The organism is Algoriphagus sp. A40, assembly GCF_002002735.1.
In the GTDB taxonomy this organism is placed as follows: Bacteria; Bacteroidota; Bacteroidia; order Cytophagales; family Cyclobacteriaceae; genus Algoriphagus.
Genome location: NZ_MUNY01000078.1, coordinates 362,670 through 382,970 on the forward strand (window position 1 = coordinate 362,670; position 20,301 = coordinate 382,970).

Here is a 20,301-nt window from a genome sequence, read left to right on the forward strand (position 1 = left end):
TCTATTGCTTGATCCGGTAGGCAAATGTAAGGTTGGTTTGTCTTCTCATCATTTGGGATTCTCCTTCAGTGTAGAAGTTGTAGCCTTCAGAGATAAATCGGTTAATTCGGGTGTTGAAAATGTCCGTTACATTTAGAGTCAGTGTGCCCCTTTCTTCCAATATTCGCTTACTCGCCGACAAGTCCATAAAGAAAATTCCTTTTCTATATCCTTGTGCAGTTTTCTGTTTAGCTTCATAGTTTGCTCTCACCTGAATGTCCCAACCCTCACCAAATGTAAATCTGGAAGTCTGACGGAATAACCACGAGTAGGTCTTTCTCAATTCTGTCTGTCCGATGTTGCTTGCGTCGATTCTGGCGTGGAAGAAGTTGGCATTAAAGTCCAGTTTCCACCAGTCCTTCACCCGATAATCACCGCTGAATTCCACTCCGAAGGATTTTTCTCCGGTTAGGTTATATGGGGCAGTCACCGAAAAACCGTCGTCATTAACCTGACGGATTCGCTCGATTTTGTCCGTGGTTTTTCTGAAGTAAACGGTGGAAAAAAGAGTCGCCTTTTCATAGTATTTGATGTGACCCAATTCAAACGCATCAGTATATTCTGGATTCAGATCGGGATTTCCGCTGAAGAAATTCCGCTGGTCGGAAAAAGTCACATACGGACTCAAATCGTTGTAAACCGGCCGCTTGATTCTCCGGCTATAGCTGAGTTGAAAGGCATTTTCCTCCGAAATGTTATAAGTCAAGTGAGCCGAGGGAAAGAAATTTGTGTAATCCCTGGGATTGCTCTCATTCGTCTCCACCAGGATTGTCTCTACATCTGTATGTTCGGCTCGAAGTCCACCTTGATAGCTCCATTTTCCGGTTTCGTTGCCGATAATCCCATAAGCTGCCAAGATGTTTTCATTGTAAAGAAAGATATTGTCCAATCCGGGAAGTGTAACAAAGTCGCCGGATTCATTTTGTTCCTGAACCAGATAGTCGTTCTTCATTTCCCGAAAACTGGTCCGGATTCCAGATTCAAATTTTCCTTTGGTAGCGAATGGCTTCACATAATCCATTTGAAGCAAATATTGGTTTTCATATTCATCATTTAGTGAAGTCTGAACCAGTTCTCCTTCTGGAATTTCCACACCTTGGGGTGTGAATTCATTCTCTGTGAAAAGCTGGTCTGATCTTTCCCAATAGTTGAGATAGGTGAATGAAGCGATGAATTCGTGGCCTTTTTGAGCAAAGGTCCGCTTGTAATTGACGATGGCTTCCTTGTTGGGTTCATCTTCTGTTTCGTCCTGACGACGGAGAGAATAGCCGAGGTAGTTGTCGAAACTGTCCAAGTAATCTTCATAGCGGATGTCTGTGATGCGATGAGCATCACTCCTTCTCCAAAGATAAGATAGCGTCAAAACGCTGTTTTCATTGAAATAATAGTCCAAACCGCCCCTAAGGTTATTGTTCAGTCCGGTGACAGTGGAGGCGTTATTCTGGTTCAAAATCGAAGTCGTCCCGTTCTCATTGTACACCTCCTGGTAAAGATTGCTGACTCCGGGTTGTTCCCTGTAAGTGAGGCCGTAATTGACAAACCAGTTGATCCGGTTGTGTCTGTAATTGAGGTTTGCGGTGAAGCCGGTATTCAGAGGATATCCTGCGATCACTTCAAATGAACCGTTAAATCCCTGCTTGCTGTCTTTTTTCAGAATGATATTGATGACCCCGGCCATGCCTTCTGCTTCATATCGAGCAGATGGATTGGTGATGACCTCCACTCGTTCCACCATACTTGCAGGAAGTTGGCGAAGTCCGCTGCTTCCTTTGAAGCTGACTAGCCCGGAGGGCTTTCCATCGATCAGAATCCGCACATTGGAAGACCCGCGAAGTCGGACATTCCCATCAGGATCTACTGCCACTGAGGGCAGATTCATCAGAATGTCTGAGGCATTTCCGCCTGCATTTGCCAGGTCCTTCCCAACATTGAAGATGCGTTTGTCCAGCGAAAGCTCCATGACGGTCTTTTCTCCCTGGACCACCACTTCATTGAGATCTGAGGCAGTAGTAGCCAGTCCGATTTCACCAAAGTCCTGGTTTTGATTTTCTCGGGTAAGTGTAAATCCATTCGTTTTATGGGCTTCATAACCCATGAATTCGATCAAGGCATAGAATTTTCCAAAGGGAAGATCAACAGAAAATTTTCCATTTTCATCGGAAATACCCCCGCCAACCAAGCTGTCTTTATCAGTGTAAACCCCGATTGTCGAAAAGGGAAGTGGCTCGGAATTGGTTTTATCGAGAATTACGCCCCGGACTTTTCCCGGGTTTTGTTGCGCAACCGATTGGGTCGCAACTACCAGGAGCAGTGTCCAAAGAATCAGTAGGTATTTTGAGAAAATGAGCTTCATAGGTTTGGTTATTGGGGGCAATTCTAAAATTTATTCAGAATCTCTTATCGAAATTTAGAATGAAACTGGTTTCGGAGCAGTCTAAATTTGACAAATGGCAAAAAAAAAAGGTTTCCCCAGGGAAACCTTTCCAAATGATCCTCAAGCAAAGAATCAAAATTCCATCCCAACTAAATAGCCTGTATAAAGAAGGTAAACCGATAGCAGGATGGTGGCTTCCCAACGGTCCAATCGGCGTCTTTTACCGGTAAACATGGTGAAAAACAGGAAAACTGTTCCTCCAAGAAGGAGATAAATATCTGTGTTGAACGCATCGTTGTAATTCAATGGTCTGATCATCACGCTCACTCCGATTATGAAGAAAATATTGAAAATGTTGGAACCTACAATGTTGCCTATAGCGATATCCGCATTTTTTTTCATGGCTGCAACCACAGAAGTTGCCAATTCAGGAAGTGAAGTTCCAGCAGCAACTATAGTCAGGCCAATGATTTTTTCACTTACCCCTAATGATTGTGCCATTGCGACTGCATTGTCCACTACCAATTTACCTCCACCAACCAGGCCGGCCAACCCGCCAATAATCAGCAACCATATTTTTAGGTTTGAATAGCTCTTGTTAGCAATCACCTCTGCATTTGGATCAGTTTTGAGTTGGGTCGCTACATAATAAAGAAATCCTGCAAACAAGGCCAAAAGGATAATTCCATCATATCTTGATACAAAAGGTTGGTCTGACAGAAAGTAATTATTGGCGAGGAAGAAAAAAGTAATTGCCGCAAGCAGGGAAAAGGGAATTTCTTTCCAAACTGTACTGGATTGAACTGCCAAAGGAGTGATTATTCCGGCGATTCCCAGGATTGCAAACAGGTTGAAATTGTTTGAGCCGATGATGTTTCCGAAAACGATGTCCGGGTAATTCCCTGAAGCTGCCACTACATTCACTACTAATTCGGGTGCTGATGTCCCAAAAGCTACAATGGTAAGTCCGATAGCGAGATCCGAAATATTGTGTTTTTTGGCTAAAACTGAGGCTCCATCCACAAGCCAGTCTGCGCCTTTGACTAACAATAAAAGACCAACAACAAGAAGTGCAATTTGTAAAATCATATTCTATTTAGAGTAAAATAGGGTTTCATAAAATTATCAATTTGAAAATTACGTAAAGCTAAAATTTATAAGCTGATCACTTTTTGAAAAAAACGTGAATGGCCAATTGATTTTCAGTTGTTGAATTTTATACCCATCTGGACCACTAGGATTTTCAATTCAGACCAAAAATATGATTTTATTTTTAGCTCTTATGAGAATGTGCCTTCAATGAAAAGAAGGGAAATAAAAAATCCAAACTGAATTCAGTTTGGATTTTTTAGGTTTAGAGCCAGAAAGGCTAACAATGATTGTTAAATGGATATCGCCAAAAGCTCAATTTCCCGTGCTGCATCCGCTTTTCCCATGTCTTTGGTTTTAAAGCCGAATTGGGAAAGTACCTCTTTGGCTTCAATTTTTGCAGATTCCTCATTGCCACAAATATTCATGGTCTGAGCTTTTGATTTAGAAGAATTGACCATTGCCTTACTGTCGAAATAGTTGAAGGCTTTGACAAAATGAGCTTCGGGGATGAGTTCCTGGAGTTTTTCCATCAACGATTCATCTTCTGAGGTGAAAAAAGTACGAGTACCGTCTTTGGGACTTTTGTCCGAAATAGGATTGGTGACATCCAAAACGGTCTTTTCGCTGATCCCAACTTTAACCAATTGGGCAATTTCCAGGGCAGCGGTGCCTTTGATGGCAAATACAATCAAGTCCCCAAAATTCGCTGCTTTTTCGAAACTACCCACTTTCCCATTGGCACCCGATTGCCAATCCGATAGTTTGTTGGGATGGCCAGTCCCCAGCATGACCTCATAGCCTCGCTTTACAAATCCTTCTGCCAGAGTTCTACCGACTACTCCTGAACCTAAAACGCCTATTTTTTTCATATTCAACTTGTTTGTTTAGATAAAGATTGACCTACAAAAAACCACAGGCTTAATCAAGACAGATTTTTAAGGTAAATAGTTCTTTTGGTATCCTATCAATTGCAACTGTTTATTTTTTCTTATCCGTAATTGTGGAAAACTGGACCATCACGAAGGATTATTTTTTCATTTCCGTATTTTATTTTTTGAGGAAAAGGGAAATCAAAAAACTCCAAGAGGCATTGCAAACCTAGGATAGCACAAAAAAGTCCTCCAATTTTTCATTGGAGGACTTATGGGAATTTGGTTGGCTAAAGGAGATTTTTTCCGAAATCCGAATTCACAATTCAGTATTTCAAAACGCCCTGTCGTCCAAGTGATCTCCAAGCTGAAGTCTCGGCACACCCTTGGTCATCCATTCAGGTGCAGGAAGGCCTTTGAGGTGATGGTCAAAGAATTCCATCATTCTCACACTATAATCTTTTCGGTTTTCGAGTTTTCCCAAACCGTGATTTTCACCCAGGTACTGAACCATAATGACCGGTTTTTTCAACCTGCGAAGGGCATTGTAGTATTCTACGCCTTGAGTGAAGTCGACTGCGCCGTCTTTGTCATTGTGTAGTAAAAGGAGGGGAGTCTGCACATTTTTCACATGGTAAATCGGACTGTTTCGCTCGTAAGCATCCCAGTTTTCCCAAGGTCCGCCTAAAAATCTTCCCTGAGAAGCCTCGAAAATTGACATGTTTCCTCCACCGGAATTCCAGTAGATCAAATCATACATCGAGATCATATTAGTCAAAGGCGCACCGGCAGCAGCAGCTTTGAAACGGTTGGTCTGGGTGATCAGGAAAGAAGTCTGGTACCCTCCCCAGCTGTGTCCGTGGAGGCCCATTTTGGTTTCGTCAATCACGCCGGTTTTCAGAGCTGCATCCACGGCTGGTAAAACGCACCAAACTGCCGACATTCCCGGATCATCCATTTTGTAAACGATATCCGGAATCAGAACTGCATATCCGTTACTGGTGTAGATGCTTGGACTCCAGCCTGTACCGCTGTAGCCTGGATTGGACCAGTTGTGCAAAGTCTGGGAAAGCTTCTCGTAATAATAGATTACCGTCGGATACTTTTGCCCCTCAACATAATCTGCAGGAAGGAAAAGGGCCGCCTGAAGGGTATCTCCTTTTGCAGAGATATAATCGATCAGTTGGGCACCCTTGGACCAGGCAAATTTGCCGGCATCCGGAGCACTTTCAGAGACTTTTTTTCCATTTGCCAGGGTGGCATCAGTCAGGAAAATCTGAGTTGGTTCATTGAATTTCTCTTTGGAGTAAGTGAATACCCCAGACTTTTCTGCTTTTGCGATTCCGCTGATGTTGGCATCTTCCCAGAGAAGAACTTTTGGTCCTGCTGCCAATCCGGTTTTAGCTGGAGAGAGGCTGGCCACTCCGCTTTTCTTGGTCATTTCACCATAAGTGCGGAAATATACAGTTTTGGTCAGATCAATTCCTTTTTCCTCAGGATCAAGCACAAATCGATACTGGTAGCGGATTTTGTCCTTTTTGCCGTTTTGGGTCAGGTTGATGGCGCTTTCTTTGGCACCCATAGGGATTTGCCAAATGTCCCAACCATCCCGAACAAGTACATATTTGCTGTCGCTGCTCCAGCCGAGTGGATTTTGCAAAGGATCCTTCACATTGTGATCATCCTCGGTATTGATCAAGGATACAGGAAGCTTCTCAGTGATGTTGGTATGGGTTTTAGCCAGGATGTCATAGACGTAGAAATGTCCGTCTTTACCGTAAAGCAGCTTTTTGCCATCAGTCGATGGGCGCGGCATGGAGGCAAAAGAAGGCATGTAGAAGTTTTCGAAAAGAGGTGTTTTTGCACCAGTTTTCAAGTCTACCAAGTAGAAATCCTGATAGCTTTGGCCATTCAAGTTGATGTCCAATTCGTATTTTTGACGGTCAGAACCTAGCGCAAAATGTTCTTGAGGAAGAATATTCAAGTCCCGCATGCTGCTGTCCTGCAGAGCGATGTGCTTTTTGGCAGTGACATCATACATCGCCCAAAAGCTGTAGTTTTTGTCCATGGACTCCATCACCTGCTGGCGGGATTGAAGCCGGTCATCTTGCCAATGCCAAATGGTCATTTCCGGTTTTTTGGAATCATTCGTTTTTTTGCCATTAGTCTTTCCGGAATCGAGTTTGGCAATGGCTTTTTGGAGATCAGCGATGGATTTGATCGTAGTGTCTGCCATGATTTTGGCGATTTTCACTGACTCAGCTGCCGCTAGAGAGTCCTTGTTCTCCTCCTTCTTGGGACTTTCTTTTTCTGCTAAAACCAAAGGGTGAATTCCGTAGAAAAGTCGAGTCAAATCGTCCGACCACATCGGACGGCGGTTTTGGCTAATGGTGTATTTTTGATCAAATCCTGTCGAATCTTTTGCGGGTTCGTAAAGCGTGACTTGTGGGCCGGAAAGGTTTTTTACCCCCAAAACTGTCCCACGCTCCTGCTTGTATTTTTTGTCTTTTTTAAGCTTGAGTGCTGCAAAGGCTTCTCCTTTTTCGGTCCAGTTGATGCTTTGATATCCGGCTTCGTCCGAGTCTAGGACTTGGATAGAATTGTTGGAAAGTGTCAAGAGATACAAGCCGTTTCCTTGAGAGTTGGCTGCATCAACAGAATAAGCCAAATGAGTTCCTGTTTTGTTTGAGGCATGTTCACGCACATTTCCGAGGTTCTGGGATTTGCCGGAATTGAGGTGGTAAATCAGCAAATCGGAGCCTTTGGCCTCGCCGTTACCTTCTTTTGGGAAACTGATCAATAAGTGAGAGGAAGCGTCATTGTTGAAGCTGTATCCGCCGATTCCTTCAAATGTCTTTTTGTCTTCGGTCCCGAGTTTGATCAGGTGGAGTTTTTCCTTGAGGGGTTTGCCTTTGGCTTTTTCATTGGCAAGCTTTTCGGAGTTTTTTGGATACTCCCTGAAGGCGATCCATTGGCTGTTTTCGCTGAAGTCAAAGCTTGGGAAGCTGGTGTTTCCGATCGGGAACGTTTTTTTGGTAGCCGGATCGGAGACTTTTTGAAGGATCAATTCTCCGTCAGCTTCGATGCCGATCAGGGCGTAAGCCATCCACTGTCCGTCCGGGGAAAGTTTGAAGGCACTGTTGGGCATGTATTTCCAGGTGGCGACGTCCTTCCAGGACATGGGTTTGGTCTCCTGCGCACTGACAAATGTTGATGCCAGGCTGAGAAACCAAAAGAGTAGAACTATTTTTCTCATGGGGTAAAAATTATGTGGATTTTGAAATTAGGGAAAATTATTGATGTCTACTGTCCATCGACAATAGAGGGTTTCATTGTATTGTTGATTCCTGAAAAAAGGAGGTGCCAAAAAAAATCCCTAAATCAAATGATTTGGGGATTTTGCAGGCTTTAGTTGAAATTACTGCCGGCTGAACACAATTTTTCCCCCGACCACAGTCAACTCCACTTTCGCATTCAGAATATCATTCTCAGGGATTTCCATAATGTCTTTGTCATATACGGTGAAATCTGCAGCCTTTCCAACTTCAATAGAACCTTTGAAATCTTCCTCAAACTCGGCATAAGCCCCGTCCAGAGTGTAGGACTTCAAAGCCTGCACACGGGTCATTTTTTGCTCCCCTTCATAGCCACCATCGGGAAGCCCTTGTAGTGTTTTTCTCGATACCGAAGCAAAGAAAGAAGGAATCGGATCAACAGGTTCCACAGGAGCGTCCGTTCCATTCGTCACGACGGCTCCGGTTTTTATCAGAGATTGCCACACATACGCTCCGTCGATGATGCGCTTTTCTCCCAAGCGATCGATCGCCCAAGGCCTATCCGAACTCAAGTGAATCGCCTGCATGGCTGCTATCACGCCAAGTTTTCCGAATCTTGGAATGTCGTCCGGATGCAAATGCTGTGCATGCTCGATGCGGAAGCGGTGATCTTTGGCTTCCGGGTTTTTAGCCAAAGCTGCTTCAAATCTGTCCAAAATCTCCTGATTAGCGCGGTCGCCAATGGCATGCGCGCAAACTTGGAAACCGAGTGGAATGGCTTTCTCAGAAACTTCCGTCACTACAGCCATCGGCAAAGTCTCATGACCTCGATGGCCAGGCTTATCTGAATAATCTTCCAATAGCCAAGCTCCCCAAGGACCAAGTGCTCCATCACAATTCAATTTGATGGATCGTACAGTTACAAAATGATCCGGATCGATCATAGGACCTTTTTGGTACCAAGCGTCCAAAAGTTCTGGCTGGCGTCCACTCAGCATAATGTACATCCGGGCAGTGAGTTTGCCTTCGTTTTTGAACTTTTGCAACAGATCGATTACATCCTGACCTGAGCCTGCGTCATGAAAGGAAGTGATGCCCTTTTCTGCAAGTTCCTTTAAGGCCAAAGTCAAAGCTTCTTCCGCCCGCTCAGGAGTCTCTTCTGGAATCAATTTGCTCACCAAAGCGGAAGCCCGCTCCACCAAAACTCCGGTTGGATTTCCCAATTCGTCACGGAGAACTTCTCCACCTTCGACTTCCTGAGTCGGTTTTTCGCTTCTTAGCTGTGTAATTCCGGCAAGTTCCATCGCCTTTTTGTTCACAAAAGAAGCATGGCCGGAGGCGTGTGCGAGGTACACGGGATTGTTTGGCGTGACAGCGCTCAAAGCGTCGTGGGTTTGGAAACCTTTGACAGTCTTGTCCGGCATTTGGAGCCACTTGTCTTGATGCCAACCACGTCCTGTGATCCAGTCACCGGGTTCGGCTTTGGCGGCAGCTTCAGCTACTTTTTGGATGAGTTCGTCGTAAGTTTTGACGTACATCAGATCTATTTCCAGCTTGTTGTAGCCGATACCCATGAGGTGTGCGTGCGATTCGATCAGCCCGGGAGTCATGGTTTTGCCTTGCAAATCGATCACTTCGGTGGCTTCGCCCACGTAGGTTTGGATTTCTTCAACCGTTCCAACTGCGAGGATTAGTCCGTCTTTTACTGCCACTGCTTCGGCTTTGGGGTGGGCTTCGTTTACGGTGTAGATGATGCCATTTGTAAATACTTTGTCTGCGGGATTTTCGGGACCGGATTTACAAGCCCAAGCAAATAGGGCGAGAAAAAGGAGGGTGTATAAGTTTTTCATGGATTTATAATTCTGAAACGAAACTAGATGTTTTGATCCAGAGCTACAAAACCAGTCCTGTAATCAGCGGATCAGAATCTTTTTTGTCAAAACTTGGCGATCCTCAGCTTCTAATTGCAGAAAATAAAGACCGGGATTGAGCACTTGGGTTTGAATTTCAACCTCACGATTGGCTGGAATGTTGATTTCATCCAAAATAACCTGACCAAAACTGGAAATCAGTTTTGCGGTGGCGGATGTATTGCTGATGACTTTAAAAGGGCCATTGGTTGGATTGGGATAGACCTTGACTAGAAAATCACCTTCTCCCGGATTTTGGCTTTCCAAGGATTTTAGATAAGTGATTCCACCGCCCCGACTACCTAAAATCAAATCTGGTCCTTCCTCGAAAGCAGGGTTGAGTACCGAAATCCAGGTGTTTCTGCCCAGTCGGGTTGGTAGATTTTCATTCCCTATTTTCAGCAAAACTTCTTCCCGAATCTCCGAATTCATGAAATCACGGATTCGGATCAGTTTACCGGTTTGATCCGCGGTGAAAAGATCAGGATTAGTTTTGAAATGGACTCCTACACTCAAATTTCGATTGGCTGGATTGTCGACAAATCCCAAAAAATCCTCTTCACGCAAGGTCACTGAATTGCCAGCAAAATTGACTTCGTAAAGATCCAAAGCTCCATTTTGGCCGGCAATCAGGAGATAGTCTTTTCCCTCAAATGGAAAAAATGTAAGCTGATCTCCGCGACGAGGCGTCCATCCACTCAGATTGAAATCTACAAATCCGCTGCCTTCTGATCTAAGTAAAAGCTGGGTTGGGACTGAGTTGATGATTCGCGTTCCGGAGATCAAAAAGTAATCCCTGTTTTGAATGTCGGTGTATTCGATCAATTGGAGATCCAGAAGATTTTGCTCAGAAAGCTCCATCCAATCACTCTCCAGCAACTCGAACTCTGAACCGCTGTATGCCATTCGAAATGCCTGTCCTGAGACTGTTTGGTCTGTTTTTACATTTGCAGTGAGCCAAAGTTCTCCTCCAAATTTGTTGCCTCTGAAAAACGGACGGGCATTTTCTCCCAAATCAAAGAGTTGAGATTGGAGGAAATTCGGGTCTTGTGTCCCGCTTTCATCCAGTTTGACGATGGATTTGGCAAAGTCGATTTTGTAGTCAAAGGAGGCCTCATTGGTATTGAGACTGATGATCAATTCCTCCTCGATAAATTGACCGATATGGAAAATCGGGAACTCCGGGAGGCTGCCAAAGCCGGGAATTTCTTTTAAAAAACTTGTGAAAAGCGGAGCCGCATCGGTACCGAAATTGGGTAAATAATACAAGGTGTTACACTCATCCCTCCCTAAAACCAGGTCTGCAATCCCATCTCCGGAAAAGTCTCGATACAAAATGCTGTGGCCGCCGGCATGTTGGATTCGTGCGTTTTCGTCAGTTCTTTCGGAGGGAATAATTGGCCTTCCATCACACTTTTCCCCAAAAGAGAAATCCGAACAGCCACAGAAAACGAAATTCCCCCAAAAGCTTTGGGGAAAAGCAAAGCCATCGATGTCAGCGATTCCTTTTCTCTCGATCGAAGAGTTTTTATAATATTCAAGGAAATCTCCCGAGGCAAAATTGAATATCACCAGATCCAAGTCTCCGTCTCCGTCCAGATCTTTAATTAAAGGAGTGTCCAGATTATTTGCCTGAATATTGCCAGAACCATCTAGCCTGAGGAAATTTTGGGCCATCGTCCAGGAGATTTGTGAGCCCTGCGAAGTATTTCGATAGGCTTTAATTCCTAAAGCTGTAGAGGTGAAAAGGTCTTTTTTTCCGTCTCCGTCAAAGTCAGCCAAAACCAAGAAACCTGAAATGTCTTGTGGAAAAAAGTAGGCTGAATGTGGCAGGATTCTGAAACTTTCATCGTTTTTTTCAAAAACCTGAAGCTGTCGGGAATTAATATCCCAGATAACCCATTCTTCTTTTCCATCTCCCGTCAAATCCATGGTTTGAATCTGTGCGGAATTGATTCCCTGCGAAAAAGGGACAGGAACTTGGGCATCGTTTTTCCGAATTGATTTTTCTTGGTCAAATTCAAAAACTACCTGTGAAAAGGAATTGAAACTGAGTAAAGCGAAAAGAAAAATCAGGGGTTTTTGCATGAAATAGGAAAATGTAAACTCTAAAATAAAACGAAAGAGCCTCCCCAAAGATGTGAATCATTGCGTTATTTTGGCAATTAATTCTTTCCAATAATGAATCTCTCCATTCTCTACGAACTGTATTTGAAAAGCACCGGTGTCAGCACCGATACCCGGAAAATCGGGCAGGGAAATCTGTTTTTTGCGCTGAAGGGGCCCAATTTCAATGCAAATGAGTTTGCTCCGAAAGCCCTCGAAATGGGAGCCTCTACTGTCGTGATTGATGATCCAGCCTACTGGGTGGAGGACGATGAGCGGTATTTCATCTGTGAGGATGTGTTGGCGACTTTGCAGAAATTGGCCAATCACCATCGTCATCAACTCAAGATTCCCATTATCGGATTGACCGGGTCAAACGGGAAGACGACCTCCAAAGAGCTTTTGAATGCTGTACTGAAGCAGAAGTTTAAAACTGTCGCGACTATCGGTAATCTCAACAACCACATCGGTGTGCCGCTGACTTTGCTATCGGTCGGATCAGAAGCCGAAATTGCAATCGTGGAAATGGGGGCTAACAAACCAGGTGACATCAAAGAGCTCTGCGATATCGCTGAACCAACCCATGGGTTTATCACCAATATTGGTCGAGCACATTTGGAAGGGATGGGTGGACCTGAGGGAGTATTGAAAACCAAAACCGAGCTTTTCCAGCATTTGAGAGAAACCAAAGGAACGGTTTTTATCAATTCTCAGGATCCGATTTTATCCAATATGGCCAAGCGATTCGAGAATCCTGTTCTTTATCCGGCTAATGGAGATTTTTGCGAGGTGGAATTTCTGGGAGCTGATCCTTTCGTAAAGTTCACAGTGGAAGGCTCGGATCAGGTGTTTCAAACCAACCTAATCGGTGGCTATAATTTTGGAAATATCGCCACGGCATTGACAATTGGGAAGTTTTTTGGAGTTCCGATGGAAAAAGCCGTGGAGGCGGTAGTCAACTATCGGCCGGAAAACATGCGATCCCAACTGATTGAAAAGCGCAGCAATACCATCATTTTGGATGCATACAATGCCAATCCTTCCAGTATGGAGGTTGCGATTCGGACGTTTGGTCAGATGACGGGCAAAAGGAAAATGATCATTCTTGGCGATATGTTTGAACTCGGAGACCACGCCAAAACCGAGCATCGAAGGATAGGTGAGATCGTGAGCGAATACCCGATTGACAAGGTTTGCTTTACCGGAAAGTTGATGGTTTCTGCCTTGGAAAAGGCTCCCAAATCACTGTATTTCCCTGATCCTTTCTCATTGAGAAATTGGCTGGAAGACAGTAAGCTGGAAGATTATCTGATTCTGATCAAAGGAAGCAGGGGAATGAAGCTGGAAACTTTGGTGGATTTTATTTGAAAAGTGCCAGAAAAGATTCCGGGGAATAAATCGGCAATTTAGACTTGCGGAAATCAGCGGTGTTTCGGGTGATAATACCTTCGATTTGTGAATCCTGCAAGGCGGTGAAATGTTGAATGGCATCTTCAAAATCTGGAAAACCACTTTTCATTGCGGAGAAGATTTCTTTCTCTCCTACTGAAAGGATTTTTACCAAATCTGCCAATTCCTCGAGTAATAAAAGACTTTCTTCTTTTCCAACAGCCTTGGTACAAATATAATGCACGTTAGTAATTGCCAGGGACGAGACAAAGATTTTTACCCTATGATTAAAAGACAATTGAAAAATTTGTTTAGCTCCGATATTAAAAGGAAGTCTTTTTAACAAGAAGTCCAAAATGACATCAGAATCCAAAAAATAGCTAGAGGCCATATTTTTCCATCAAGGCCTTGGTAAGTTCTTCTTTGTAATCAAACTCTTCGCCTTCCTTTTTTAAGATTCCTTCAAAACGGAGAAAACTTTCTGGAAGCGGCTTTAGCTCGCCTTTCTTTGGTTCTTCTTTTTTTTCAAATGTGAGATGCTTAAAATAATTTTCCACCAAAGACGACAAACTTTGACCTTGTCGGGCAGCATATTCTTTGGCCTTTTCGATCACGTCTTTTTCGAGCGTAAGTGTTAATTTCGTATTCATGACACGTGTGGATTGTTATAACCTTACACGTGTAAGTTAATCAAAAAGTTTCTATCTCGTCAATACAGGACTTGGTATTTTCTCGAACCTTCAAACCTCAAGAAGCTCCAATCAGTTAAACAATCCTATTTCTATCTTTAGCTTTCTCACTCCCCTCTTTCCATGCGCCCCTATCTCAAGTTTCTCTCCGCTCTCTCAGAAAACAACCACAAAGAATGGATGGATTCAAACAAGAAATGGTATTTGGAAACCAAAGAGGAATTACTGGAGGATGTGACGGTCATACTGAAGCAATTGACAGATTTGGAGCCTGAATTATCCAAGTTCAAAGCCAAAGATTGCGTTTTTCGTCAAAACCGGGATGTTCGGTTTTCGACAAACAAGGACCCTTACAAGACAAATTTTGGAGTTTACTTTTCTCCAAAAGGGAAAAAATCTCCCGGCCCGGGATATTACCTTCAGATACAACCCGGAAATTCATTTTTGGCAGGTGGTATTTGGATGCCTGAGACGGAAACCTTGAAAAAAATTCGAAAAGAGATCGATTACAGTGGGGCCGAATTGGAGAAAATTGAAAATGATCCGGAATTCAAAAAGCTATTTAAAGGAATCGAAGGGGATAAGCTAAAAACCAGTCCAAGGGACTATGAGGCAAGCCATCCCTACATCGAGTACCTCAAGCTCAAAAGTTTTACAGTTTCTTCACCGATTTCCGATCAGGTAATAGAATCCGGTGGATTCATTACGCTTGCGTTGGATGGTTTTGGCAAAATGAAACCCTTCAATGACTTTTTGAGCCAAGCGATGGAAGAAGTGGAGGACGGTTCGGGGATTTTGTGATTGCTGGTTGAAGCTATTTCACAGCCCAAATTTCACATCCCGAAATCGCTCAAGTGTCGCTGCCACTCCGTCTTCTTTGTGATGAGAAGTGACTTCCTTGGCTACGGCCTTTACTTCAGGCCGGGCATTTGCCACAGCCACACCCCAACCGACGCTTTGGAGCAGGTCGATGTCATTGAAATTGTCTCCAAAGGCGATGACCTCATCCATTCCAAAATCAAACTCATGGCTTAGGATTTTTCTCAATCCGGTGGCTTTCGAAATCGCTCTTGGGGCGATTTCCAGGTAAGTGTCACTGGAGCGATAGAGGTGAAGATCTTTGGCATGTTCCCAATGCAACTCTCCGAAAAGCCAGGAAATGTCCTGTGAGCTGCCCATACACATGACTTTGTGGGCACCGGAATTTACCTTGTTCCAAAGCTCCAAGACATCCATAGCTTTCATCCAGGTGCATTGGACTTTGGTGTTTTTGATCTCGCGCTGAGACCAATAGTCGTCCTTCTCTTCGTACCAATTTTCACCTTGATAAAGGCTGACATGGATTTCAGTTTTTTCGGTAAGGCGAAGGATTTTTTCCACCAGTGCGAGAGGAATCGATACGTCTTCCAATATTTCTCCCTTCGAACTCAAAACAAAACCTCCGTTATAAGAAATCAGGGACTGTGGATGTTTTCCTAAATCCAGCAGCAAATGCCTCATGGCGTCGGGCATTCGGGAACTGGCTAAAATCACCGGGAATTCTTTTGGAAATAGTCCGATTATCGATTTAAGGCGAGGGGAAAGATCCCGTTCGGAATTGAGAAGTGTCCCGTCGATATCGGAACAGATGGCTTTAAAATTCATCAGTCTAAGGAATCCCAGTCGATTTGGTCGGCGAAGTTCATGAAAAAGCCGAACCCAACCAATCCTAAAACCAACAAAGCGATCACAATTCCAATCAATTTGACGATAAGTTCAGCCTTTGCCCAGTTGGCTTTATCAGGTTCTGTGTTCTTGTCCACCGCCCAAACGATCAGCATAATGAATCCGATCAGGGGAATTTTGGAAATCAAAACATTGATAATCCAATCACCGAGGGATTGGGGAGGTTTTTGAAAATCAGGAGGAAAATTCATGGCTGGGAGGGATTAATGTCAAAAGTCTTTTGTGTCAAACGTATATTCCTGCATCGCGACATTCTCGGGATTGGAAGGATCGGATTGGATGAACTGGACAGTGATTTTTTGGTAATCGACTGATTTTTCAAAATCCCTGAGATAGGTTTCAGCACATTTTCTTGCTAAAATTTCCGGTTGATTTCCCAAAATAGCTGGATCACCATTTTCCAGCTTCAAAAAAATTGTAGACTCCACTTCATCATCCACCGTGGATTGACTCAGGTTTACACTCATTCCCTGAAATCTCCCCATTGCCCGGATTTCCTCAGAAGGCATAAAGCCTTCCCCCATGATATTTTCCATGCCGCTGAATGCCAGCTTGGCGATATCTTCAGGTTCGCAAGAGCAGGAGCTTAACCAAATCAGGCAAAAAAAGTAGATCAGATTTGACTTCATTGTAGGGCGTGGGTTAAGAATATAAAATTGGTAAAAAATTGGAAACTAGCCAGTATTCCCTGCTTTTCAAATACCATCTAATGCTGACCTTCGATTCCCTATTTAACCTAATGAATGGATCAAACTTACCAAGTTGGGGGAAAAATAGGCATTCCAAAATGTCTATAAAATGCAAAAAGCTTCACATTTCTGTGAAGCTTTCAAGTGGAGGATAACGGATTCGAACCGATGACCTCTACACTGCCAGTGTAGCGCTCTAGCCAACTGAGCTAATCCCCCATTATTTTCATCCGATTTGGATTCGAACCGCTGACCTTCCCGATTGCCATCGGGACGCTCTAGCCAACTGAGCTAATCCCCCATTATTTTCATCCGATTTGGATTCGAACCGCTGACCTTCCCGATTGCCATCGGGACGCTCTAGCCAACTGAGCTAATCCCCCATTATTTTAATCCGATTTGGATTCGAACCGCTGACCTTCCCGATTGCCATCGGGACGCTCTAGCCAACTGAGCTAATCCCCCAAACGGAGTGCAAATATAGAACGGGAATTTTTCCTCGCAAATAAAACTTTACTCTTGATGGTAATTTATCCTGGTGAGGATACTTCTGCCCAGCGTGACTTCATCCGTGAACTCCAACTCCCCGCCAACAGGAATTCCCCTGGCAATAGTGCTTACTTTGATTCCGGATTCTTTGAGTCTTTTGCTGAGGTAAAAGGAAGTTGTATCTCCTTCCATGGTGGCCGATAGCGCCAAAATGATCTCCGAAACTTCTCCCTTTGATACCCGCTCTAACAGGGTTTCGATTTTCAACTCCTCGGGACCAATTCCCTGAATCGGAGAGATTACCCCGCCCAAAACATGGTAAAGTCCCAGGTACTGATTGGTGTTTTCGATGGCAAGAACATCCCGTATATCTTCAACTACGCAGATAACAGCCCCGTCTCTTCTGTGACTTTTGCAGATACTGCACTCCTCTTGGTCGGAAATGTTGTGGCAGTTTTTGCAATAGCGGATTTCCTCTCTCATTCGGGTAATTGAAAGCGCCAATGCTCCGGTCACCGCTTCATTCTGCTTCAAAAGATGCAAAGCCAAGCGCAAAGCAGTCTTTTTTCCGATTCCAGGGAGCCGGGAAATTTCGGTGACTGCATCCTCAATTAATTTGGAAGGGAAATTCAATGGTTTTGGAATTAAACTATTGCTGCCTGAATTCCGGCATCGAGGATGGATTCACACATCGGCTTCAGTTCTTCTCTAGAGCCTTTTTTTACAGCACATTTTCCACGGTAATGGATAAGGAGCGTGCATTGCTCTGCCTGCTCATGTGAATGTTTACAAACTTTCATCAGGATAGCAATGACATGCTCGAAAGTATTGACATCGTCATTGAAGACCACCAGATCAAGTGCTTCCTGATCCAGCAAATCCTCCAAGAGGATTTCCGACTCCTCAATGTAGGGAAGGGTGACGCTTAGTTGGTTCATTTTGCAAAATTAAGAATAATAGACAACTTAGCGACCTACTCGATCCTCCTTTATGAATCCCCAAGTAGTCTTATTAGTCATTTCAGCCTATTTTCTTTTACTTTTTTCGATTTCCTGGTTTACATCCCGCAAAGTTACTGCTGAAACTTTCTTTACAGGTGACCGGCAATCGCCTTGGTTTTTGGTGGCTTTTGGAATGATAGGAGCTTCTCTTTCTGGAGTAACTTTCATTTCGGTACCAGGTGAAGTCGGCAATACCAACTTCTATTACTTTCAGGTAGTTTTGGGTTATACGGTCGGTTATTTCACAATCGCCAAGGTATTATTGCCGCTCTATTACCGATTAAATCTGGTTTCGATTTACTCTTACCTGGAGGATAGATTTGGATTTTGGTCCTACAAAACCGGTGCTTTTTTCTTCATTCTTTCAAGGGCTTTAGGTTCTTCGCTTCGGTTATACTTGGTTGCCAGTGTTTTACAGTTGATTCTTTTTGATTCACTCGGGATTCCATTTTGGGTTTCAGTGTTGATCACTGTCGGATTGATTTGGCTCTATACCTACAAGGGCGGGATCAAAACGGTGGTTTGGACCGATACCCTACAAACCGCCTTTATGCTTGCTGCGGTGGTGATTACCATTTTCTTTATTGGGAATGAACTTGGATTAAAAAGCCTCGGTGATTACATCTCATCAGTCGCGGAGGACAGCCGATCGGAAATTTTCAATTGGGATTGGAAAGCCGGCACCAATTTCTTTAAGCAGTTTATCTCTGGGGCATTTATCACCATCGTGATGACCGGATTGGACCAGGACATGATGCAAAAAAACCTGACTTGCAAGAATATCGGGGATGCTCAGAAAAACATGTTTTGGTTTACCATCATTTTGGTGATTGTGAATCTTCTTTTCCTTTCCCTTGGAGTCATGCTGTATTTGTATGCTGAAAGCAAAGGGATTCCACTTCCGGGTAAATCGGACCAGCTTTTTCCTTTGTTGGCCACAGAACACTTTTCTGCATTTGCAGGTATTGTCTTTGTTTTGGGAATTATTGCAGCGGCCTATTCCAGTGCTGATTCAACACTCACCGCTTTAACAACTTCTTTTTGCATTGATTTTCTAGAGATCGACCGAAAATATGCTCCCGAAAAACGGGTTGCCATCCGCCAGAAAGTCCACATCGCCTTCACTGGATTGTTTTACCTTTTGATTCTCTCCTTTTACTGGCTCAATGACCAGAGTGTGATCAATTCGGTATTTATCATCGCAGGATATACTTATGGCCCACTTTTAGGCCTGTATTCATTTGGTCTTTTCACAAAGTGGAAAGTGAAGGACAAGTGGGTGCCCTACATTGCTGTTGCAGCTCCTATTGTCACCTACTTGATCAGCCAAAATTCTGAAAAACTGCTTTGGGGCTACAAATTCGGCTTTGAAGCATTGATTTTGAATGGACTGCTGATGTTTTTGGGCCTTTACCTGCTGCGCAAAAAAGACTAGAGTCCAAGTTCCTTTTCAGGATCCCAAAAGACTTTCTCAAAATCCACAACCCGGTCATTCTCGACATTTACACCATCTGCTTTCAACAATTCCTGCATTCTGGTGGGGGATTCGAAATGGTTTTTCCCCGTGAGCAATCCATTTCTGTTGACCACACGCTGTGCTGGTACATCAGACATGGAATGGGCGGCATTCATAGCGTATCCGACCATCCTTGCGCCACTTTTCAGTCCGAGGTAATGAGCAATGGTACCATAACTTGTAACCCTTCCTTTTGGAATTTCTCGGACTACCTGATAGACCAGGTCAAAATAATTAGGCTTTTCGTTGCTCATGGCTCCAGTCGATCAGGGCTTGGTTGATTTCTTTTTTAACTATAATCTCGGTTGCTTTTTCGCCAGTTTTGATCGGAAACTGAAATCTAACCAGAACAGTCTCTGCTTTTCGCTCAATCACATTCAGTTGCGCTCCATCGGAAAATACCACTTCGAATTTTTCTAAAATTGACACGAGTTTTTCTTCAAGGGGATTCAGATGGATTTCACTTTTTGCAGAAATCTCCACATCAAAAATCACCTGGTGGGTATTGTTTTTGGAAAAGTTGACCACATCGGTTGTCAAAGCCATCGTGTTTGGGATCAGGATGATTTCCCCTGAGTCATTTTTCAAAACCAGATTAATCAAGGTGATGTCCCGGATGAACCCGATGTGCTTTCCGACCTGGATTTTGTCACCGATTTCAAGTTGGTCTGAAAACATCATAATCAGGCCATTTGCGATACTGGTGATGTATTCCTTGGTCAAAAGGGCAATCGCTGCCGCGACGATAGTGATACTCGTCAAAAACTCAAGAGGTCTGATGCCAAATGCAAGCATCAGACAGATCAGTAGCCCGATGCTGTTGAGTATCCCGGCAATCCGGCCAATTCCGATGACGAAATTCGGCTGGACTTTGGAGTCTTCCCGCTGTTGAAGGTAAATTCTCAGGGTGATGATCCGGCCCAAAGAAATGATCAGGTTGGTACTGATCAGGAAAATCAGTGCCCGGATGATGTGGTTTAAAATTTCAAATTTTTCAAGTAAAGGCCTCAAAAATGTGTCCCCTTCATATAAAATCTCCAAAATGATCAACAGGAGAAGTTTTATGGCAAAGTTTCTTCTGCGGACATTCTCTTTGACCTGGATACTGCTTTTGAGGTGATTCATGTTTCAATCGAAA

The 20,301-nt window shown here is 43.9% G+C and carries 18 protein-coding genes and 1 tRNA gene; 3 read left to right on the plus strand and 16 right to left on the minus strand.

Annotated features, from left to right (window positions below; genetic code table 11):
• Position 1: 1 nt before the first annotated feature.
• From B0E43_RS21565 to B0E43_RS21590, 6 genes are all read right to left on the minus strand, one after another.
• Positions 2-2,392, minus strand: a complete 2,391-nt coding sequence (locus B0E43_RS21565) for an outer membrane beta-barrel family protein (protein WP_077353449.1) — start codon at positions 2,390-2,392, stop codon at positions 2-4.
• A gap of 153 nt (positions 2,393-2,545) precedes the next feature.
• Positions 2,546-3,502, minus strand: coding sequence for a calcium/sodium antiporter (locus tag B0E43_RS21570; protein WP_077353450.1), 957 nt, complete (start codon positions 3,500-3,502; stop codon positions 2,546-2,548).
• Between the two features lie 293 nt (positions 3,503-3,795).
• On the minus strand, positions 3,796-4,374 hold the full coding sequence (locus B0E43_RS21575) for an NADPH-dependent F420 reductase (protein WP_077353451.1): 579 nt from the start codon (positions 4,372-4,374) through the stop codon (positions 3,796-3,798).
• A 334-nt stretch (positions 4,375-4,708) separates the two neighbouring features.
• A complete protein-coding gene (locus B0E43_RS21580; RefSeq protein WP_077353452.1) occupies positions 4,709-7,630 on the minus strand; it encodes a prolyl oligopeptidase family serine peptidase in 2,922 nt (973 codons plus the stop codon).
• A 162-nt stretch (positions 7,631-7,792) separates the two neighbouring features.
• Entirely contained in the window at positions 7,793-9,499 is a 1,707-nt protein-coding gene (locus B0E43_RS21585) for an amidohydrolase (protein ID WP_077353453.1), read from the minus strand.
• A 63-nt stretch (positions 9,500-9,562) separates the two neighbouring features.
• Complete coding sequence (locus B0E43_RS21590; RefSeq protein ID WP_077353454.1) at positions 9,563-11,647, minus strand: FG-GAP-like repeat-containing protein; 2,085 nt, start codon at positions 11,645-11,647, stop codon at positions 9,563-9,565.
• A 93-nt stretch (positions 11,648-11,740) separates the two neighbouring features.
• Between B0E43_RS21590 and murF the strand changes: the two genes are divergently transcribed.
• Positions 11,741-13,033 (plus strand): UDP-N-acetylmuramoyl-tripeptide--D-alanyl-D-alanine ligase, encoded by a 1,293-nt coding sequence (murF, locus tag B0E43_RS21595; protein ID WP_077353455.1) that lies wholly within the window; start codon positions 11,741-11,743, stop codon positions 13,031-13,033.
• Here murF and B0E43_RS21600 read toward each other — a convergent pair.
• Both B0E43_RS21600 and B0E43_RS21605 read right to left on the minus strand, forming a co-directional pair.
• Entirely contained in the window at positions 13,026-13,445 is a 420-nt protein-coding gene (locus tag B0E43_RS21600) for a PIN domain-containing protein (protein ID WP_077353456.1), read from the minus strand. The genes murF and B0E43_RS21600 overlap by 8 nt on opposite strands.
• A complete protein-coding gene (locus B0E43_RS21605) occupies positions 13,435-13,704 on the minus strand; it encodes a DUF6364 family protein (protein ID WP_077353457.1) in 270 nt (89 codons plus the stop codon). The genes B0E43_RS21600 and B0E43_RS21605 overlap by 11 nt, the downstream gene beginning before the upstream one ends.
• A gap of 162 nt (positions 13,705-13,866) precedes the next feature.
• Between B0E43_RS21605 and B0E43_RS21610 the strand changes: the two genes are divergently transcribed.
• The gene (locus B0E43_RS21610; protein WP_077353458.1) at positions 13,867-14,544 is read left to right on the plus strand and encodes a DUF2461 domain-containing protein; all 678 of its coding nucleotides are present in this window, start codon (positions 13,867-13,869) and stop codon (positions 14,542-14,544) included.
• A gap of 18 nt (positions 14,545-14,562) precedes the next feature.
• On the opposite strand, the gene B0E43_RS21615 is transcribed toward B0E43_RS21610, so the two are convergent.
• From B0E43_RS21615 to B0E43_RS21640, 6 genes are all read right to left on the minus strand, one after another.
• Positions 14,563-15,387, minus strand: coding sequence for a Cof-type HAD-IIB family hydrolase (locus tag B0E43_RS21615; RefSeq protein WP_077353459.1), 825 nt, complete (start codon positions 15,385-15,387; stop codon positions 14,563-14,565).
• Positions 15,387-15,659: a hypothetical protein gene (locus tag B0E43_RS21620; RefSeq protein WP_077353460.1), complete on the minus strand. Its 273-nt coding sequence runs from the start codon at positions 15,657-15,659 to the stop codon at positions 15,387-15,389. Before B0E43_RS21620 ends, B0E43_RS21615 begins: the two co-directional genes overlap by 1 nt.
• Before the next feature lie 18 nt (positions 15,660-15,677).
• Positions 15,678-16,097, minus strand: coding sequence for a hypothetical protein (locus B0E43_RS21625; RefSeq protein ID WP_077353461.1), 420 nt, complete (start codon positions 16,095-16,097; stop codon positions 15,678-15,680).
• Between the two features lie 205 nt (positions 16,098-16,302).
• Positions 16,303-16,376: transfer RNA gene (locus tag B0E43_RS21630), tRNA-Ala, on the minus strand.
• 294 nt (positions 16,377-16,670) lie between these two features.
• A complete protein-coding gene (recR, locus tag B0E43_RS21635) occupies positions 16,671-17,279 on the minus strand; it encodes a recombination mediator RecR (protein ID WP_077353462.1) in 609 nt (202 codons plus the stop codon).
• Between the two features lie 11 nt (positions 17,280-17,290).
• Positions 17,291-17,584, minus strand: coding sequence for an ATP-dependent Clp protease adaptor ClpS (locus B0E43_RS21640; protein ID WP_077353463.1), 294 nt, complete (start codon positions 17,582-17,584; stop codon positions 17,291-17,293).
• Positions 17,585-17,636: 52 nt separating this feature from the next.
• Here B0E43_RS21640 and B0E43_RS21645 point away from each other — a divergent pair, with 52 nt between their 5' ends.
• On the plus strand, positions 17,637-19,082 hold the full coding sequence (locus B0E43_RS21645) for a sodium:solute symporter (protein WP_077353464.1): 1,446 nt from the start codon (positions 17,637-17,639) through the stop codon (positions 19,080-19,082).
• Here B0E43_RS21645 and B0E43_RS21650 read toward each other — a convergent pair.
• Complete coding sequence (locus tag B0E43_RS21650) at positions 19,079-19,417, minus strand: MGMT family protein (RefSeq protein WP_077353465.1); 339 nt, start codon at positions 19,415-19,417, stop codon at positions 19,079-19,081. The genes B0E43_RS21645 and B0E43_RS21650 overlap by 4 nt on opposite strands.
• Positions 19,398-20,288 carry a mechanosensitive ion channel family protein gene (locus B0E43_RS21655; protein WP_077353466.1) on the minus strand — a complete coding sequence of 297 codons (891 nt, stop codon included), beginning with the start codon at positions 20,286-20,288 and terminating at the stop codon, positions 19,398-19,400. The genes B0E43_RS21650 and B0E43_RS21655 overlap by 20 nt, the downstream gene beginning before the upstream one ends.
• Between the last annotated feature and the right edge of the window lie 13 nt (positions 20,289-20,301).

What these genes read in the sequence shown, in the direction of transcription:
- B0E43_RS21565 (WP_077353449.1), bottom strand. Translation starts at nt 2,392, where the DNA reads ATGAAGCTCATTTTCTCAAAATACCTACTGATTCTTTGGACACTGCTC.
- B0E43_RS21570 (WP_077353450.1), bottom strand. Translation starts at nt 3,502, where the DNA reads ATGATTTTACAAATTGCACTTCTTGTTGTTGGTCTTTTATTGTTAGTC.
- B0E43_RS21575 (WP_077353451.1), bottom strand. Translation starts at nt 4,374, where the DNA reads ATGAAAAAAATAGGCGTTTTAGGTTCAGGAGTAGTCGGTAGAACTCTG.
- B0E43_RS21580 (WP_077353452.1), bottom strand. Translation starts at nt 7,630, where the DNA reads ATGAGAAAAATAGTTCTACTCTTTTGGTTTCTCAGCCTGGCATCAACA.
- B0E43_RS21585 (WP_077353453.1), bottom strand. Translation starts at nt 9,499, where the DNA reads ATGAAAAACTTATACACCCTCCTTTTTCTCGCCCTATTTGCTTGGGCT.
- B0E43_RS21590 (WP_077353454.1), bottom strand. Translation starts at nt 11,647, where the DNA reads ATGCAAAAACCCCTGATTTTTCTTTTCGCTTTACTCAGTTTCAATTCC.
- murF (WP_077353455.1), top strand. Translation starts at nt 11,741, where the DNA reads ATGAATCTCTCCATTCTCTACGAACTGTATTTGAAAAGCACCGGTGTC.
- B0E43_RS21600 (WP_077353456.1), bottom strand. Translation starts at nt 13,445, where the DNA reads ATGGCCTCTAGCTATTTTTTGGATTCTGATGTCATTTTGGACTTCTTG.
- B0E43_RS21605 (WP_077353457.1), bottom strand. Translation starts at nt 13,704, where the DNA reads ATGAATACGAAATTAACACTTACGCTCGAAAAAGACGTGATCGAAAAG.
- B0E43_RS21610 (WP_077353458.1), top strand. Translation starts at nt 13,867, where the DNA reads ATGCGCCCCTATCTCAAGTTTCTCTCCGCTCTCTCAGAAAACAACCAC.
- B0E43_RS21615 (WP_077353459.1), bottom strand. Translation starts at nt 15,387, where the DNA reads ATGAATTTTAAAGCCATCTGTTCCGATATCGACGGGACACTTCTCAAT.
- B0E43_RS21620 (WP_077353460.1), bottom strand. Translation starts at nt 15,659, where the DNA reads ATGAATTTTCCTCCTGATTTTCAAAAACCTCCCCAATCCCTCGGTGAT.
- B0E43_RS21625 (WP_077353461.1), bottom strand. Translation starts at nt 16,097, where the DNA reads ATGAAGTCAAATCTGATCTACTTTTTTTGCCTGATTTGGTTAAGCTCC.
- B0E43_RS21640 (WP_077353463.1), bottom strand. Translation starts at nt 17,584, where the DNA reads ATGAACCAACTAAGCGTCACCCTTCCCTACATTGAGGAGTCGGAAATC.
- B0E43_RS21645 (WP_077353464.1), top strand. Translation starts at nt 17,637, where the DNA reads ATGAATCCCCAAGTAGTCTTATTAGTCATTTCAGCCTATTTTCTTTTA.
- B0E43_RS21650 (WP_077353465.1), bottom strand. Translation starts at nt 19,417, where the DNA reads ATGAGCAACGAAAAGCCTAATTATTTTGACCTGGTCTATCAGGTAGTC.
- B0E43_RS21655 (WP_077353466.1), bottom strand. Translation starts at nt 20,288, where the DNA reads ATGAATCACCTCAAAAGCAGTATCCAGGTCAAAGAGAATGTCCGCAGA.